General features: G+C 65.6%; 15 protein-coding genes and 1 tRNA gene. 4 read left to right on the plus strand and 12 right to left on the minus strand.

Annotation, left to right across the window (positions count from 1 at the left end; translation table 11 throughout):
- Positions 1-2 precede the first annotated feature (2 nt).
- The 3 genes from TP2_RS07950 to TP2_RS07960 form a co-directional block, all read right to left on the minus strand.
- A complete protein-coding gene (locus tag TP2_RS07950) occupies positions 3-1,436 on the minus strand; it encodes an NAD(P)-dependent oxidoreductase (RefSeq protein ID WP_038075669.1) in 1,434 nt (477 codons plus the stop codon).
- A 219-nt stretch (positions 1,437-1,655) separates the two neighbouring features.
- Positions 1,656-2,453 carry an undecaprenyl-diphosphate phosphatase gene (locus TP2_RS07955; RefSeq protein WP_038075672.1) on the minus strand — a complete coding sequence of 266 codons (798 nt, stop codon included), beginning with the start codon at positions 2,451-2,453 and terminating at the stop codon, positions 1,656-1,658.
- Positions 2,454-2,517: 64 nt separating this feature from the next.
- Entirely contained in the window at positions 2,518-3,504 is a 987-nt protein-coding gene (locus TP2_RS07960; protein ID WP_038075675.1) for a complex I NDUFA9 subunit family protein, read from the minus strand.
- A gap of 160 nt (positions 3,505-3,664) precedes the next feature.
- Between TP2_RS07960 and TP2_RS07965 the strand changes: the two genes are divergently transcribed.
- A tRNA-Leu gene (locus tag TP2_RS07965) sits at positions 3,665-3,749 on the plus strand.
- A gap of 150 nt (positions 3,750-3,899) precedes the next feature.
- On the opposite strand, the gene TP2_RS07970 is transcribed toward TP2_RS07965, so the two are convergent.
- The 8 genes from TP2_RS07970 to TP2_RS08005 all read right to left on the minus strand — a co-directional run bounded on the left by TP2_RS07970 (position 3,900) and on the right by TP2_RS08005 (position 12,135).
- Positions 3,900-4,250 (minus strand): hypothetical protein, encoded by a 351-nt coding sequence (locus TP2_RS07970; RefSeq protein ID WP_038075687.1) that lies wholly within the window; start codon positions 4,248-4,250, stop codon positions 3,900-3,902.
- Positions 4,251-4,261: 11 nt separating this feature from the next.
- Positions 4,262-5,032 (minus strand): DUF6478 family protein, encoded by a 771-nt coding sequence (locus tag TP2_RS07975; RefSeq protein WP_240473726.1) that lies wholly within the window; start codon positions 5,030-5,032, stop codon positions 4,262-4,264.
- Positions 5,033-5,194: 162 nt separating this feature from the next.
- Positions 5,195-5,854 (minus strand): hypothetical protein, encoded by a 660-nt coding sequence (locus TP2_RS07980; RefSeq protein ID WP_038075688.1) that lies wholly within the window; start codon positions 5,852-5,854, stop codon positions 5,195-5,197.
- Positions 5,855-5,921: 67 nt separating this feature from the next.
- Positions 5,922-6,560 carry an ATP-binding cassette domain-containing protein gene (locus TP2_RS07985; protein WP_038075689.1) on the minus strand — a complete coding sequence of 213 codons (639 nt, stop codon included), beginning with the start codon at positions 6,558-6,560 and terminating at the stop codon, positions 5,922-5,924.
- A complete protein-coding gene (locus tag TP2_RS07990) occupies positions 6,557-8,212 on the minus strand; it encodes an ABC transporter permease (RefSeq protein WP_038075692.1) in 1,656 nt (551 codons plus the stop codon). Before TP2_RS07990 ends, TP2_RS07985 begins: the two co-directional genes overlap by 4 nt.
- A 7-nt stretch (positions 8,213-8,219) precedes the next feature.
- Entirely contained in the window at positions 8,220-9,407 is a 1,188-nt protein-coding gene (locus TP2_RS07995) for an ABC transporter substrate-binding protein (RefSeq protein WP_038075693.1), read from the minus strand.
- An 11-nt stretch (positions 9,408-9,418) separates the two neighbouring features.
- Positions 9,419-10,024 carry a CDP-alcohol phosphatidyltransferase family protein gene (locus TP2_RS08000; RefSeq protein ID WP_038075695.1) on the minus strand — a complete coding sequence of 202 codons (606 nt, stop codon included), beginning with the start codon at positions 10,022-10,024 and terminating at the stop codon, positions 9,419-9,421.
- Positions 10,021-12,135, minus strand: coding sequence for an FAD-dependent oxidoreductase (locus TP2_RS08005; RefSeq protein ID WP_038075696.1), 2,115 nt, complete (start codon positions 12,133-12,135; stop codon positions 10,021-10,023). Before TP2_RS08005 ends, TP2_RS08000 begins: the two co-directional genes overlap by 4 nt.
- A 134-nt stretch (positions 12,136-12,269) precedes the next feature.
- Here TP2_RS08005 and TP2_RS08010 point away from each other — a divergent pair, with 134 nt between their 5' ends.
- Entirely contained in the window at positions 12,270-13,082 is an 813-nt protein-coding gene (locus TP2_RS08010; protein ID WP_038075697.1) for a glucosamine kinase nucleotide-binding domain-containing protein, read from the plus strand.
- Positions 13,079-14,221, plus strand: coding sequence for an N-acetylglucosamine-6-phosphate deacetylase (gene nagA, locus TP2_RS08015; RefSeq protein WP_038075698.1), 1,143 nt, complete (start codon positions 13,079-13,081; stop codon positions 14,219-14,221). Before TP2_RS08010 ends, nagA begins: the two co-directional genes overlap by 4 nt.
- Here nagA and serB read toward each other — a convergent pair.
- The gene (serB, locus tag TP2_RS08020; RefSeq protein WP_038075699.1) at positions 14,197-15,069 is read right to left on the minus strand and encodes a phosphoserine phosphatase SerB; all 873 of its coding nucleotides are present in this window, start codon (positions 15,067-15,069) and stop codon (positions 14,197-14,199) included. The genes nagA and serB overlap by 25 nt on opposite strands.
- A 159-nt stretch (positions 15,070-15,228) precedes the next feature.
- On the opposite strand from serB, the gene TP2_RS08025 reads away from it, so the two are divergent.
- Complete coding sequence (locus TP2_RS08025; RefSeq protein WP_038075700.1) at positions 15,229-16,374, plus strand: phosphoserine transaminase; 1,146 nt, start codon at positions 15,229-15,231, stop codon at positions 16,372-16,374.
- Positions 16,375-16,393 lie beyond the last annotated feature (19 nt).

Raw genomic sequence — 16,393 nt, forward strand, 5'->3', positions numbered from 1 at the left:
GATCACTCCGCCGCCACCGCCGCCTGGTTCTCGAGATAGCGCAGGATCGCATCGCCCGCTTCGCGACCGTCGCGGATCGCCCAGACAACGAGGCTCGCGCCGCGCACGATGTCGCCCACCGCATAGACGCCGGGGATCGAGGTCGCGTGGGTTCCGAAGGATGCCTTCACCGTACCCCATCGGGTCGTTTCGAGATCCTTGCTCTCCCATTGGCTCGCAAGATCCTCGGGTTCGAAACCGAGCGCCTTGATCACGAGATCGGCTTTCTCCTCGTAGAGACCGCCCTCGATCTTCTCGGGGCTTTGACGGCCCGACGCATCCGGCGCGCCGAGGCGCATCTTCTGCACGGTCACCGAAGAAACAGGGTTGCCCGAGAAGCCGGCCGGAGCGGCGAGCCAAACGAATTCCACGCCCTCTTCCTCGGCGTTCTGCACTTCGCGCTGCGAGCCCGGCATGTTCGCGCGGTCGCGGCGGTAAAGACATTTCACCGAGGTCGCGCCCTGGCGGATCGCGGTGCGCACACAGTCCATCGCGGTGTCGCCGCCGCCGATCACGACGACGCGCTTGCCTTCGGCATTCAGCGTGCCGTCTTCGAACTCGGCAACCTCGTCACCGAAGCTGAGCTTGTTCGACACGGTCAGATAGTCGATCGCGCGCACGATGCCCGCCGCGTCCGCACCCGGATCGGTCAGCTCGCGCGTCTTGTAGACGCCGGTGGCGATTAGCACCGCGTCATGCTTGCCGCGGATCGCGTCGAAGGAGATATCGGTGCCGACATTGCAGTTGAGCACGAACTCGACGCCGCCATCTTCAAGCTGCTTCACGCGCTGCATGACGATGTCTTTTTCCAGCTTGAAGCCGGGGATGCCATAGGTCAGCAGCCCACCCGCGCGGTCATAGCGGTCATAGACCGTGACCTGCACGCCCGCGCGACGCAGCACGTCGGCCGCCGCGAGGCCGCCGGGGCCAGCGCCGATGATGCCGACGCTTTCGGCGCGATCGGTGGCGGGCTTGATCGGCTTCACCCAGCCCATGTCGAAGGCCGTGTCGGTGATGTATTTCTCGACCGCGCCGATGGTGACGGTGCCGTGGCCCGACTGCTCGATCACGCAATTGCCTTCACACAGGCGGTCCTGCGGGCAGATGCGGCCGCAGATCTCGGGGAAGGTATTGGTAGCCTGGCTCAGCTCATAGGCTTCCTGCAACCGGCCCTCGGCGGTCAGGCGCAGCCAATCGGGGATGTTGTTGTGCAGCGGGCAATGCGTGTGGCAGTAGGGCACGCCGCACTGGCTGCAACGGCTCGCCTGCTCGGCAGCCTTGTCGGCGGCGAATTCGCGATAGATCTCGTTGAAATCATGGGAGCGCACATCTGCATCGCGCTTTTGAGGCATCTCCTTCGCCGTGTGGACGAACTTGAGCATCGGTTGCTTGGCCATGTCGGCGCCTCCCTGGGTAAAACGTGGGTGCGCATTGCTACACCGCTTCGCGGAGCATTAAAAGTAAGCTCTGCTGACCTAAATGACAGAAAATCCGCGTTGAGCGTCACGAATAAGCGTCAGGATCGTGAAATTTAGGTCAGCTGGCGTTACCTTAATCTCAAGAAGCCCTGATATTCTTGAGGCTACGCGGATACGAATCGTTGATTCGCGGACCCATCAACCGAGCACGCCGAGGCCCGCAAGCGTCAGCAGAAGCCCGCCGAAGAGGATCCGGTAGATCGCAAAGATCGTGAACCGGTGCCCTTGAATGTATCCGAGAAGCCATTTCACCGCGATGAAGGCGGTAACGGTCGAAACCACGAACGCGATGCCGAGGCCGGTCCAATCTTCCGATTGTGCGCTGCCCGAGGTGAATTGCTTGAGCAGCTCATAGCCGCTCGCTGCATACATCGTCGGGATGCCCACGAGAAACGCGAATTCCGTCGCCGCGGCCCGGTTCGAGGTGCCCAGCAGCATCGCAACGAAGATCGTGGTGGCCGACCGCGAGGTGCCCGGAAAGATCCCGGCCACGATCTGCGCGATGCCGACAGCGATCGCAACGCGCCAGAAGATTGTGGAATTGTCTGCCTGCCGGTCGGCAACACGTTCGGCAAAGAGCATCCAGAAACCGCCGATCACCAGCGCCCAAGCGACCGGCTGGATCGTGGTGGGCAGCTCGAACCCCATCTTCTTCACGATCAGACCCAGAACAGCGGTGATCAGGAAGGCGACGGTCAGTTTCGCTAGGTAATCGCGGTTCTCCGGCTCGCGCCAATTGAACAGCAGCTCCATCAGCCGGCGCCAGTAGATCAGCGTCACGGCAAGGATTGCACCCGCCTGAATGACGATATTGTACGTATCCGAGCGCGTACCGAGCCAATGTTCGGCGAGGATCAGGTGCCCGGTGCTCGAAATAGGAAGAAACTCGGTGATCCCCTCGATCACACCGAGCAGTACATCGTTGAGATAATTCACGAAATATCGCCTTGTTCAGATGCGCGACGTGCGCCGGACACTCGTATCAGACCCCGCGCAGATCTCAGATCTTGCGCAGGTTCTTCGCCGAAGCCTTGATCGCGTCATACTGTCCACCCGGACGGAAGCGCCACAGGTAGCCCGGCAGCACCGCGCCCATCGCGATCGGCTGGATGCCGAGATCGGCAAAACCCTTCGCGCCCTCGGCGACGACATTGTCCGTTTGCAGGTTTTTCACCTGATCACGCGTGAGAATGCGGTTGACCACAAGCCCGCCGGTGACTGTCTGAACCAGATCGAACACACCGCCCATGATCGACGCGATCCAGCGCGGCAGCGACAGCACGACGCGGCGGCGATTGATCACCCCCAGCATCTGCTTCATCAGGTCGTGGAAGGTTTCGACATCGGGCCCACCAAGCTCGTAAATTCCCGGAGCAGCCTTGCCCTCCGCGCCCAGAACCGCAGCCTTGGCCACGTCATCGACGAAAACCGGCTGGAACTTCGTGTCGCCGCCGGTGATCGGCAGAACCGGGGTAAACCGCGCCATCGAGGCGAATTTGTTGAAGAACCCGTCTTCGTTGCCGAAGATGATCGAGGGCCGAAGGATGACCGCATTCGGATAGGCGTCGAGCACCGCTTTCTCGCCGGCGGCCTTGGAGCGCGCATATTCGCTCTCGCTATTGGCGTCGGCCCCGATCGCAGAGATCTGCACCAGCGACTTCACACCCATCTCCGCGGCGATCTTGGCCACGCGGCCCGCACCCTCGGTCTGAACCGGGCCGAACTTGTTCTTGCCCTCGTTCACGAGGATGCCCACGCAGTTGATCACCGCATCGGCGCCCTGCATCGCGGCGCGCACGCTTGCATCATCACGGATGTTGCACAGAACGGGTTCGACCTGACCCACAGCGCCGTAAGGCTTGACGAAGAGCGCCTCGTTCGGACGACGCACCGCGACGCGAATGCGCCAGCCATCCTTGGCCATGCGCCGCGCGATGTAGCGCCCTACGAACCCCGAACCGCCATAGATCGTGACCAGCTTGGACATGGGCAGAGGCCTTTCCTTGCGACAAATTTGTCCCTTGATTACCGCCAAGACCCCACAGGAACAAGGGTAAAGACCCGCAACCGGCATAGGCGCGAAAATTTCCTGCCGATCCCCGTTGACAGTGCTCGCGGGCCTCTGTATCTCGCGCTCCACGACACCTGCCCAGGTGGCGGAATTGGTAGACGCGCACGGTTCAGGTCCGTGTGCCGCAAGGCGTGGAGGTTCGAGTCCTCTCCTGGGCACCAAATACAGCCAAGAGCCCCGAGACCATCTGGTTTCTCGGGGCTCTTGCTTTTCCGGCTATAGGAAATTCGCTCAGAACGTCCGATGTCTCGCGGTCTTCACGACCACAGAAATTCGGGCGAGCGCATTGAAGTAAATGGCTTTTACTGAGATCAGCCTTCGCTTTCGGCGCAATGCTGGCGGAAGGCGCGCTTGAGCAGGTCAAGTTCGGCACGCAGCAATGCGATCTCGGCACGCAGATCCTCGGCCAGAGGGGCTCCCGCGACGAGGGTGAAGCGGTCGACGATTTCCTCGCGCCCCTTGCGGCAGACGAGGAAGGTCAGAACGCCTTCGTTCAGAAGCTCGCGGGGAATCGGTTGCACGATCCGCCAGTCGCCCGGTCCACCGCTCACCTCGAGACCCTCAAGCACCTCGCCCAGATGGCGTACTTCCAACTCGGGGCGATCCTGCGCTTTTGACCGGGCTTCCCAGCGCCCACCCTTGATCCGCGTCGTCTCCAGCATCCGCGCCTCCCTCAGATTTCCGCCCGCGGATAGCGCGCGAAGGTCACGTCCCGCAGCTCGATCTCGTTGAGGCGGGGGCTTTCAAAGATGATGTCGACCCAGGCCTTCTCGAGGCGTTTTTCGTTCATCCGCGTATAGGCGAGGTCGAATTCAACGAACTGTGCCCCCCCGCCACCGGGCAATTCGCGAACCAGTTGCTCGTGATTGGGGCCGTGTTTGATATTGAGCCGGCAGAAGATCTCGAGCGGGCGCTCCAGCGCCAGATCCATCTCGAGTCGCAGAAGGTGATTGAGCTGCAAGCCGCGCAATGCGCTTTCGGGAAGGTCGATCACCAGCGACAGGAAGCTGCCATCGAAACCTAGCACATCCATGCGCAGCCCATACGGCGCAATCGTGTCGGACGCCCAATTGCGTTGTTGGCGCAACGTGATCTCGGAATGCGTGCAATCGTGGAACAGGGTCAGTTCGCGGCCAAGCTGCGCCCGGTTTTGCGCCCCGGCAAGTCCCACCGGCTGTACAGGCGTGCGCCAGAGTTCGGGCCGCCAGGCCCAATCGCTGCCAGCGGGCTGAGTAAGCGCCACCGTGTCGGGAAAGGCCGCTTGCAGCCGAGACTGCGTTGCGCGCAACACACCGTCGATTTCATTGCGCAGGTTGCGAGCCTGACCACGCAAGCTGCGCAGCCCGTCAGCCCCCAGATGATCGAGCGATTGCGCCGCACGTTGCCAGCGTCGAAGGGTACGACGCTCGTTGATACGGTCAAAGAAGGAAGAGCCACGCCCCACGGCCATCATCCTCAAAACGTTTAAAAAAGATCAGGCTCGCAAGACGCGACGCCATCCTATTGAACTGTGTTATTTCTTAAAATCCGCCTTCACGAAAGGGGAATTCTGAGAAAAACAGCGCATAAATCAGGGCCTTGGCGTCGCAGTCCGGGCGCTCAGGTGTCAGTTCGCGGCCCGGATCGCCGCCGCGAAATCGCGCATCAGGCCGCGCTGGGCATCGGCGCTCATTGCGCCGTCTTTCAACGGCATGACCGCGAGCGCGGTGATGCGGCCGCCCAGATCGGTGATCCCGCGAAGATAGGTCGTCGCGATCGGCGGGCCGCCCGTTTTCGAGCCGTCGCTGATCGTCAGGAGCAGCATGTCGTCGGTGATTTCGGATTTGCGGATCGTCACGTCACTGGCCTCGCCGGAGCGCGCCAGCGCAGCGCGGCCAATCTCGGAACCGAAGAACTCCCCGATCTTCTGAAGCCGCGCCTTCGACAATTTGCCGGCTTCGTCCTCTATCGCGGGCGGGCCGACGGTGACGCTCAGCAGCGCGGGCAGGCGCGCATGGGCATCATCGGGGTTTTTAGAGATCGCGGCGCAATTTCCGAAAAGCGCAAAGCCTCCGGCCCCGGAGTTGCGCAGGCTCTTGGGGTCGATGCACCACCCTTTTGGCGCCGCCACTGTCAGCGCGCCATTGGCAAGCGAGGTGCGCGCTTGCGCGACTTGCGCTGTGCCGAACTCGCCCGGCACGCAGCCGCTCAGAAGCCCCGCGATCGCGAGGGTCGCGGCAAGCGCGGTAAGGGGGCGGAACGCGGAAAACGAGACTCGGCCAAACATGGAGAAAGGGGATAATTCCTGCGTTGCGTTCCCGCAAGCCCGTGCGAGGCGGCAAAGCGGCGCGCATTCAGCGGCGCAAGGTTACCGTGCGCGCGGCGGCCTTCGCATCGCTTTCGTCATGGCTGACCATCAGGGCGGGGATATTGCGCGCTCGGATGTGGTCGAGAACGAAGCTGCGGATCTCGGCGCGCAGACCCGTATCGAGGGCGGCAAAAGGCTCGTCGATCAGGATCGCGCGCGGCTGGGCCAGAAGCGTGCGCATCAGCGCCGCGCGGGTGCGTTGCCCGCCCGAGAGAGTCGCCGGATCGCGGTCTTCCATCCCCGAAAGCCCGGCCTGATCGAGCGCCTCGCAAACCGCCGCGCGCCGCGCGGACTTCCCGCGCAGTTTTGGGGACAGCCCGAAGGCGAGATTGTCGCCCACCGAGAGATGCGGGAAAAGATGCGCCTGCTGGAACAGCATCCCGATCCCGCGTTTCTCGGCGGGCAGCGCGGTGACATCCTGCCCGTCGAGCCGGACCTCTCCCTGCACGGTGAAACTGCGCGAAAGATGCCCGCCGATATGGGCGAGCAGGCTGGACTTTCCAATCCCCGACGGACCCATCACGCAGACGACCTCACCGGGCGCCACGACCAGTGAGAGGGGCGCGAAAAGTGGGTCCTCCGTCCCCGGCGCAGTCAGGCTCAGCGCGATCAGCTCCAATGTCATAGCGCCCCTCCGCGTAGCCCACGCCGGTTACGATGCCACCATGCCGGGATCGCGAGCGCCAGGGCAAACCCCGCCCAGGGAAGCGCCGCCTGCATCAGCGCGAGGATTGCCGCCAGCCGCCGATCCGCGCCAGAGGCCAGCGCCACGGCTTCCGTCGCCAGCGCCTGCACCCGGCCCGCGCCCGGCAGCAGCACCGCGAGATATTGCGCCACCGACACCGCCACCCCGATCGCCGCCGCGGCGCAGATCGGACCAAGCAGCATCGGCAGCTTCACCGCGACGAGCCGGCGCCAAGGCCCCGCCCCGAGGCTCGCCGCGCTCGCCAGTTGCGCGCGGTCCAGCGCCCGCCACGGCCCGGCCAGCGCGATCATCACATAGGGAAAGACAAACAGCAGTTCCGCCCAAGTCACGGCCAGCGCGCCCGGCGGCAGGCCCAGCCAGAGAAACCCGGTCGTCAGCCCCTGCAGGAACCCGATCTGCGGCAAGAGAAGCGGCAGAACGATCAGCGCACCCAGCGGCAGGCGCCTCCCCGCGCGATCCTCGCTTTCCAGCCAAAGCACGGCAAGGATCATCGCCAGCGCCGTCGAAGCCAGCGCGAGCGTCAGGCTCGTCAGCGCAGGCCCCGCCCAATCGGCACTGGCCCAGCGTTCGAGCGTCAAATCTGCAGGCAGTGCATCGGGGAACCGCCAGAAGCTCGCGAGACTCCAGAGGATCAGCGCGCCGAGTGCCCCCAGCGCCAGCGCGCCGCCCCCACCGATCAGCGCGACCGCAGGCCAGTTCTTGCCCGAACGCCCGCGATGCCCCTGCCAGATCGCTGCTTTACCGATCCGCGCCACCGCTTTCTCACCCGCCAGCCAAAGCGCAGCGCTCCCCGCCATAACCGCCAGCAGCAACACCGCCAGCGCCGAGGCCGGGACCGCCTGCGCTGGATCGGGCGCACCGTAGAGCCGCAGGATACGCACCGCGAGCGTCGGCGGGTTCGACGGCCCGAGGATCAGCGCCATGTCCACGACCGACAGCGAAAAGGCGAGCACGATCAACACCGGCAGCCGCAGCGCGGGGTAAAGCTGCGGCCAGACGATCCGCGCCCAGGCACGCCCCGGCGCATAGCCAAGCGCACGCCCCGCCGCCATCTGCTCGGAGACCGGGCGCTGCGCGGCGGCCACCAGCGTCATCAGGGTCAGGAACGGCACCTCTTTCAGCATCAGCCCGAGGATCAGCGACACCCCCCAGGGGTCGCCCACCGTCACGATCTGCGGCGGCAGCGCCCACCCCGTCGCCCAAGGAGAGACCAGCCGCGATGCCCAACCCGAGGGCGCGATCAGAAAAGCCAGCCCGATCGCCAGCGCCGCATGGGGCACCGCCAGCAACGGCGTCATCCAGCGCGAGGCCGATTGCCGCGTCACCAGCCAGCGCGCCAGCGGGATCGAGGCCGCCAGCGACAGCACCGTCGCGCCGATCCCCGTCACCAGCGTCAGCCGCAGCGAGGTCAGGATACCCGGCGCGCCGACCCCTTCGACAAACCCGCCAAAGCCCAGATCGACCCGCCCCAGCCCCGGCTGCCAGCCGAACGCGGTCGCAATCGTCAGCACCGCGCCAATCATCACGGGCGCGCCGATCACCAGCGTCACGATCGCGCCCGCAAGCCGCATCAGGACCTCACTTCGTGTAGCGCTGCGCCCAATCCTCGGTGAGCTTGGTCATCCAGCTCGGATGCGGCTCGGACAGGGTCGGGCCGAGATCGTCGAGCGTCGGCAGCGCAGGCGCGGTCGGCAGCGCCGCGAAAGCCGCCTTCGCTGCATCATCCAGCTTGGAAGGATCGAGCACCGAGAAACTGCCCAGCACGCGGATGTCCTGCATATGCGCCTGCGTGGCCGGGTCGAGCAGGAAATTCGCCACCAGCTCCGCCCCCGCCTTATGCGCCGCGTTATAGGGGATCGCGACATAGGAGATATTCCCGATCGTGCCCCCCTCCGGCACCCAGACCCGGACCGAGGGCGGCAGCACGCCCTGCTCGATCATCGCCGCCGGGGCGGCCGGGTCGAAATGCATCCCGAAATCGACCTCTCCATCGGCCAGCAATTGCGCCTGCACGCTCTCGTTTTCCGGGAAAGCCGTGCCCTCGCGCCACATGAACGGGCGCAGCGCGTCATACCAGGCCCAGAGCGGCGCGGTCTCTTTCGCATAACCCGCATCGGTGACGGGCTGCGACAGTGCCGCCGGATCGAGCGCCATCTCGACCAGCGCCTGTTTGAGGAAGCTCGCGCCGATGAAATTCGACGGGTTGGGATGGGTGAAACGGCCCGGATGCGCCTTGGCCCAGTCCAGCAGCCCCGCCATATCCTTCGGCGGCTCGCTCACCCGATCCGTGTCGTAATCGAAGACGAATTTCGCAAGCCGCCACGGGCTCTCATAGCCATCGGTCGGAACGGTGAAATCGGTGCTCGCCGCCGAGCCCGTCGACAGATCGAGATATTTCGCATTCGGCAGATCGGCCACGAAAGGCCCATGCAAAAGCCCCGCCTCTTTCATCGCGAGAAAGTTCGGCCCGTTGATCCAGATGAGGTCCACCGCCCCGCCCTCATCCTTGCCCGCCGCCTTCTCGGCCTGCACGCGCGAGACGGCCTCGGCGGTGTCGCTCAGCTTCACCTGCTCGACCGTAACGCCGTATTTTTCCTGCATCTGCTCCGACACCCATTCGATGAAGGCATTGGTGCGCGGATCGCCGCCCCAGGCGTTGAAATAGACCGTCTGGCCCTTGGCCTCAGCCTCGGTTTGCGCCCAGTCGGCGAAAGCGGGCGTGGCAAGCGGCAGCGCAAGGGTCAGGGCGGACAACAGGAACTTCATAGTCTCTCCGTTCAGGAAAACGCCCGCCAGCCCATCAGCCAGCGGGTCAGAGTGGTCACGAAACAGGCAGCAGCGAAGATTCCGGCAAGGATCGGGAAGGCCTGCGGGAAGAGGCAGATCGCCGCGAAGAAGAGGATCGTCTCGGCCCCTTCGGTCAGCCCGCCAAGGTAGTAGATGCCCTTGGTCGGGTAAGCGTCGGTGCTCATCTTCCGTTTCGCGGCAATCGAGGCGAAGGCCAGAAAGCTCGACCCGGTGCCGACGAAAGCGGCGATCAGGATCGCGGCGGGCAGCGCGTTGCGCGCGGGATCGGCCAGCGCGAAACCCACCGGGATCAGCGCGTAGAACAGGAAATCGAGCGCGATATCGAGGAACGCCCCGCGATCGGTCGGCCCCTTGATCCGCGCGATGGCCCCGTCGAGTCCATCCGCGATCCGGTTCATCAGGATCAACACAAGTGCCAGCCAATAGGCGTGGAAAGCAATCGCGGGGATCGCCAGAAGGCCCAGCGCGAAGCCTGCCACCGTCACCTGATCGGCACGCACACCGCGTGCGGCCAGCGCCTGCGCGGGCGGCTGCAACATCGCGCGCTGCAGGGGAAGGAGAGCGGCGTCGATCATCCGCGCCTCCACGCCATGAATCGCTCCGCGAGCCGCAGCGTGCGCGGGTTCACATGGGCCTGCCGCCAGCGCCCGGCGGCGTTCTTCGCGGCCTCGGACCAGCTCGGATAGACATGCGGGGTCGCGAGGATCTTGCCCAAGCCCAGCCCGTGGCGCATCGCCAGCACGAACTCGGCCAGCACCTCGGCGGCATGGGCCCCGCAGATCGTCACACCAAGGATCTTGTCGGAGCCCTTCGCGGTCACGATCCGCACGAAGCCCTCGCCCGCGCCTTCGGCAAGTGCCCGATCCAGATCGCCCAGCGGATAGGTCGTGACCTCATGCGCGATGCCCTCCGCCTCGGCCTCGGACGCCGTCATCCCCACCCGCGCGAGTTCCGGCGCGGTGAAGACCGCATGCGGGATCGGCGCGGCATGGGCCTTGAAACGCCAGAAGGGCGCGGCCAGCGCATTCGCCGCCGCGATCCAGCCCTGATGCCCGGCGGCATTGGTCAGCTGCATCGGCCCCGCCACATCGCCCGCGGCGTAGACATTCGGCGTCAGCGTCTCGAGATACTCATTCGTTTCGATCACGCGGTTTGCCGGGATGCCTAGCTCCTCCAGCCCAAACCCTTCGAGCCGCGCCTTGCGCCCGACAGCGACCAGCAGCGTGTCGAATTCGATCTTCGAGCCGTCCTCCAGCTCCAGCCATTTGCCCGTGTCGCGCCCGAAACGGATCGCCTTCGCGCCGAGCTTCAGCTCGACCCCATCCGCGCGCAACGCCGCCGCGATGGCTTCCGCCGCCTCCGCATCCTCGCGGATCAACAGCCGCTCCGCCGCCTCGATCAGCGTCACGCCCGCCCCAAGCCGCGCCAAGGCCTGCGCGATCTCGCAGCCGATTGGACCACCGCCAAGGATCACCATTTTCTCGGGCGGCGCGGCCATCGCTGCCAGCGCGTCCCAAAGCGTGTCCGAAGTCAGCGGCTCGACCTGTTCGATCCCTTCGATCGGCGGGATCACCGGCGCGGCCCCGGTCGCCAGAACGATCCCACGCGCGGTCAGCCGTTGCTCTCCGATGCGCACCGTCCAGGGGTCTTCCAGCCGCGCATGACCTTCGATCACCTCGACGCCCAACCCTTCATACCGCTCGACGGAGTCATTCGGCGCGATCTGCGCAATCACCTCGGAAATGCGCCGCGTCACCACGGACCAATCGACCGAAACCTCCGCGCGCACTCCCAGCGCCTCGGAGCCGCGCGCCGCCCCCGCCGCCTTGGCCGAGGCGATCAGCGCCTTCGACGGCACACAGCCGAAATTCAGGCAATCGCCCCCCATTGGGCCTTCCTGCACCAGCGTCACCTTCGCCTTGGCCTGCGCCGCGACGTATGAGGCCACCAGCCCCGCCGCCCCGGCCCCGATCACGATCAGGTTGCGGTCGAACTTCGCCGGACGCTGATAGCCGCGATAGGCCCGCCTGCGCGCCCAGAGTCGCAGCACCGCCCGCGCCACCCAGGGAAACACCGCCAGCGCCGCGAACGCGCCCAGCAGCCCCGGCGAGACGATGCCCGACAGGCTGTCCAACTCCCCAAGCTGCGCGCCCGCCGCGACATAGACCGCCGTCCCCGGCAGCATCCCGAGCTGCGAGATCACATAGAACCTCCAAGCCTTCATCCGCGTCAGACCGAAGGCGAGGTTGATCACGAAGAAGGGCACCACCGGGATCAGCCGCAGCGAGAACAGGTAGAACGCACCATCGCGCGCCGCCCCTTTCTCGATCTTCGCGAGCCTCGGCCCGAGCCGTCCGCGCACCCAATCCCGCATCAGGTAGCGCGCCACAAGAAACGCCAGCAGCGCCCCGATCGAAGAGGCAAACGAGATCAGCACCAGCCCCTGCCAGAAGCCCAGCAGCGCCGCGCCCAGCAGCGTCAGCCAGACCGCAAAGGGCAGCGACAGCGCCGTCACGACGACGTAAGTCACGAAGAACCCGATCGGCAGCGCAAGCGGATGCGCGTCGCGCCAATCGGTCAACCCTGCATGAAGCTTGCGCAGCAGATCGGGATCGGGATCGGCCACGAGCACCGCCGCGATCACCGCCAATGCGATCAGGATCAGGAATATCAGGGGCTTGCGCATGGTCCTCCGGCTGCTCTCGTCCCAGTGATAGAGACGTTCCGATCTTTCCCCAAGTCGTTTTGGGTGCGACATACGTTACGCGCTTTCTCTCGTCCGCGCGATTTGGCACTGTTACGCGCAAAACGGAGGCAGGGATGCATTTTCTGGGCGTCGATGGCGGAGGCAGCGGGTGCCGGGCGGTTCTCGCGGATGCGTCTGGCCGCGTGATCGGGCGCGGCGAGGCAGGCCCTGCCAATATCGCGAATGATCTCGAGGGGGCGCTCGGCAATATCCTTGCGGCCTGCCGGGAGGCGACCGGGGAAATTCCGCCGTCCGATATCCGCGCCGTGCTCGGGCTCGCAGGTGCCAACCTGACTCCGAATGGCGAGGCGCTGATCGCGCGCCTGCCCTTTCGCGCCCATGTCACGCAGGATGTGACGACCTCGGTGCGCGGCGCTCTGGGCCACGCGGACGGGATCGTCGCGGCCATAGGAACGGGGTCGGTCTTCGCACGCCAGATCGGCGGGAAAATCCACTCCATCGGCGGCTGGGGGCTGCGGCTGGGCGACGAGGCCTCGGGCGCCTGGATCGGCCGCGCATTGGGCATGCGCGCGGGCCGCGCCATCGACGGCTTTTGCGAGATCACCCCCTTCCTGCGCGCCTTCCTCGAAGAGATCGACGGGCGCTCCGGGCTGATCGGTTTCAGCCTGCGCGCCAGCTCTGCCGATTGGGCGCGCTTCGCCCCGCGCGTGCTCGAATCGGACGACGCCGCCGCTGCCGAGATCCGCGCCGCCGCCGAAACGGAACTGCGCGCGGCGATCACCCTGCTGCAACCCGAGACGCCGCTTCCGGTGACATGGATCGGCGGGTTGGGCCCGTCGCTTGCGCTGGACGACTGGCCCCGCGCCGAGGCGAAGGGCAACGCGCTCGACGGCGCCCTCGCGTTGGCAATGGAGGATGCGTTTTGAACAAGCTGATCCTGACGGCTGCACGCGTTTTCGACGGCGCTGCCTTTCATGAAAACCATGCGATTATGCTGGAACAGGGTCGAATTTCGGCGCTCTGCCCGATCGCGGAACTGCCCGAGGGCAAGGTGATCGAACTCCCCGGCGGCACGCTCGCGCCGGGCCTTGTCGATCTGCAGGTGAATGGCGGCGGTGGCGTGATGCTCGACGGGCACGCGACGCTCGACACGCTCGCGACGATCTGCGCGGCGCACGCTCGGCTCGGGGCCACGACGATCCTGCCGACGCTGATCACCGACACACGTGCGGCGACCCAGACCGTGCTCGCCGCAGGCATCGCCGCGGTCTCACGGGTGCCGGGCTTCGGTGGGTTGCATCTCGAGGGCCCGCATCTCGACCCCAAGCGCCCCGGCTGCCATCCGCCGGGCTGCATCCGTCCGATGGACGACGACGATATCGAGACGCTCTTGGAGGCCAAAACCGGGCTGCCCGCGCTGCTGGTGACGCTCTCGCCCGCCAATGCCACGCCCGCGCAGATCGCGCGGCTGTCCGAGGCCGGGATCGTGGTTAGTCTCGGCCATTCCGAATGCAGCTTTGCGGAGGCGCAGGAGGCGATTGTCGCAGGCGCGCGCATGGTCACGCATCTTTTCAACGCGATGAGCCAGCTTGGGAGCCGCGAGCCGGGCCTCGTCGGCGCGGCGCTGGCGCAGCCCGTCGCGGTGGGACTGATCGCGGACGGCATCCATGTCCACCCCGAGACGATCCGGCTGGCACTGGCCGCGAAACGTCAGGGCGAGATCTTCCTCGTCTCCGATTCGATGGCCTGCGCGGGCTCGGACCTCGCCGAATTCACCCTCGCCGGTCGCCGCATCCTGCGCCGCGACGGCGCGCTGCGGCTCGAGGATGGCACGCTCGCCGGGGCCGATCTGTCGCTACCGCAGGCGGTGCGCTTCATGATCGAGACGGTTGGCGTGCCCCCCGAACAGGCGCTCGCCATGGCCACCCGAATCCCGGCCGAAGCGATCGGCGCGCCAGCGGGCCGGATCGCGCCGGGCCTTGCCGGGGATCTGGTGCATTTCGACGAAAACTGGTGCCTGACCGGGGTCTGGCAGGGCGGTCAGGCGAAGTCTTCCACCGCGTAGCCCTGAATATACAGAAGCGCGCTCAGATCGCCGAAATTGATCCGGATATCGCATTCGGCGGCCACGGACGGTTTCGCGTGCAGCGCCACGCCCGCTCCGGCGAGCTTCAGCATCCCCAGATCGTTCGCCCCGTCACCCACGGCCATTACCTGCGCATGATCGAGCTTCAGTCTTTCCGAAATTTCCAGCAAAGCCTGAACCTTGGCTTCCCGCCCGAGGATCGGCTGCGAGGGTACACCGGTCAGCTTGCCTTCCTCGACGAGCAGCAGGTTCGCGCGGTTCTCATCAAAGCCCAGCGTCTCGGCGACATAGCCGGTGAACGCCGTGAACCCGCCCGAGACCAGCGCGCAATAGGCCCCGTTCGCCTTCATCGTCGCGATCAGGTCATGCCCACCGGGCATGAAGGTGATGCGCTCCTCGATCACCCGCGCGATGACCCCTTCGGGCAGCCCCTTGAGCAGACCGACCCGCTCGGTCAGCGCGCCCTCAAAGTCCAGCTCGCCATTCATCGCGCGCGCGGTGATCTCCTTCACGCGCTCGCCCACGCCCGCCACATCGGCCAGCTCGTCGATGCATTCCTGCTGGATCATCGTCGAATCCATATCCGCGAGCAGCATCTGCTTTTTTCGCCCCTCGGACGGCTGCACCACCAGATCGACGCCGAGCCCCTGCAGCCCTTCCCAGGCCTCCCAGCGATTCGACGGCACCTGTTCGACGCAGAATTCCGCCGCCACATTGGGGTTGAGCCAGCGCGCATCGCCCCCGCCCCAGGCACCACAAAGCGCATCGAGCGTGGCCTGATCCAGATTGGCCTCTTTCGGGTCGGCGATCAGCGTGGCGGTAAACATGCGCGCTCCTTGGGGAATGTCGGTGGAAATGTCGGTTCCGTGACTTCAAGCGGCGCATTAGACCAAAAATTTCCCTTGCGCCAGAGCAAGGGCGGGCGTAATGGCGGCGGTGGGACACCCTTCCCCAACGAAGGGCATATATCTGGAAGGATACCAGCAATGGCTATCGACGCTCCGGCCGCGCGGCCGGCAAACCCGCGCTTCTCTTCGGGCCCCTGCACGAAGATCCCCGGTTTTTCCCTCGACATGCTCTCCGACGCGCCTCTGGGCCGTTCGCACCGTGCCGCCATCGGCAAGGCGAAGCTGAAAGAGGCGATCGAGACCACCCGCGAAATTCTGGGCGTGCCCGCCGATTACCGCATCGGCATCGTGCCCGCCTCCGACACCGGCGCCGTCGAAATGGCGATGTGGTCGCTCCTGGGCGAGCGCAAGGCCACCATGTGCGCCTGGGAAAGCTTTGGCGCGGGCTGGGTGACCGATGTGGTCAAGCAGCTCAAGATCGAAGCCGAGACGAAGACCGCCGAGTATGGCGACATCGTCGATTTCTCGACCGTCGATTTCAACACCGACGTCGTCTTCACCTGGAACGGTACCACCTCGGGCGTGCGCGTCCCGAACGGTGACGCGATCCCGGCCGACCGCGAAGGCCTGACCATCTGTGACGCCACCTCGGCCGCTTTCGCGATGGAGCTGCCCTGGGACAAGCTCGACGTCACCACCTTCTCCTGGCAGAAAGTGCTGGGCGGCGAAGGCGGCCACGGCGTGCTGGTCCTGAGCCCCCGCGCTGCCGAGCGTCTGGAAAACTACGCCCCCGCCTGGCCGCTTCCGAAGATCTTCCGCATGACCAAGGGCGGCAAGCTGATCGAAGGCATCTTCAAGGGTGAGACGATCAACACCCCCTCGATGCTCTGCGTCGAAGATTACCTCGTCTCGCTGAACTGGGCGAAGTCGATCGGTGGCCTGAAAGGTCTCGTCGAGCGCGCGAATGCCAACGCAAAAGCGGTCTGGGATTTCTGCGACGCGCGCGACTGGATCGCGAATCTCGCCAATGATCCGGCGACCGCCTCGACCACGTCCGTCTGCGTGAAGTTCACCGATGACCGCATCAAGGACGGCGCGGCGTTTGCCAAGGCTGTCGCCAAGCGGCTTGAGGCTGAAGGCGTGGGCCTTGACCTCGGCGCCTATCGCGACGCCCCGGCGGGTCTGCGCATCTGGTGCGGCTCGACCGTCGAAAAGGCGGATGTCGAGGCGCTCCTGCCCTGGATCGAATACGCTTTTGAAGCCGAGATCGCCGCTCAGGCGTAACTCCTGACAGATCGGCGGG

It is taken from the genome of Thioclava pacifica DSM 10166 (assembly GCF_000714535.1).
Classification (GTDB): Bacteria; Pseudomonadota; Alphaproteobacteria; order Rhodobacterales; family Rhodobacteraceae; genus Thioclava; species Thioclava pacifica.

What these genes read in the sequence shown, in the direction of transcription:
- TP2_RS07950 (WP_038075669.1), bottom strand. Translation starts at nt 1,436, where the DNA reads ATGGCCAAGCAACCGATGCTCAAGTTCGTCCACACGGCGAAGGAGATG.
- TP2_RS07960 (WP_038075675.1), bottom strand. Translation starts at nt 3,504, where the DNA reads ATGTCCAAGCTGGTCACGATCTATGGCGGTTCGGGGTTCGTAGGGCGC.
- TP2_RS07970 (WP_038075687.1), bottom strand. Translation starts at nt 4,250, where the DNA reads ATGCTGGAGACGACGCGGATCAAGGGTGGGCGCTGGGAAGCCCGGTCA.
- TP2_RS07980 (WP_038075688.1), bottom strand. Translation starts at nt 5,854, where the DNA reads ATGTTTGGCCGAGTCTCGTTTTCCGCGTTCCGCCCCCTTACCGCGCTT.
- TP2_RS07985 (WP_038075689.1), bottom strand. Translation starts at nt 6,560, where the DNA reads ATGACATTGGAGCTGATCGCGCTGAGCCTGACTGCGCCGGGGACGGAG.
- TP2_RS07990 (WP_038075692.1), bottom strand. Translation starts at nt 8,212, where the DNA reads ATGCGGCTTGCGGGCGCGATCGTGACGCTGGTGATCGGCGCGCCCGTG.
- TP2_RS07995 (WP_038075693.1), bottom strand. Translation starts at nt 9,407, where the DNA reads ATGAAGTTCCTGTTGTCCGCCCTGACCCTTGCGCTGCCGCTTGCCACG.
- TP2_RS08000 (WP_038075695.1), bottom strand. Translation starts at nt 10,024, where the DNA reads ATGATCGACGCCGCTCTCCTTCCCCTGCAGCGCGCGATGTTGCAGCCG.
- TP2_RS08005 (WP_038075696.1), bottom strand. Translation starts at nt 12,135, where the DNA reads ATGCGCAAGCCCCTGATATTCCTGATCCTGATCGCATTGGCGGTGATC.
- TP2_RS08010 (WP_038075697.1), top strand. Translation starts at nt 12,270, where the DNA reads ATGCATTTTCTGGGCGTCGATGGCGGAGGCAGCGGGTGCCGGGCGGTT.
- serB (WP_038075699.1), bottom strand. Translation starts at nt 15,069, where the DNA reads ATGTTTACCGCCACGCTGATCGCCGACCCGAAAGAGGCCAATCTGGAT.
- TP2_RS08025 (WP_038075700.1), top strand. Translation starts at nt 15,229, where the DNA reads ATGGCTATCGACGCTCCGGCCGCGCGGCCGGCAAACCCGCGCTTCTCT.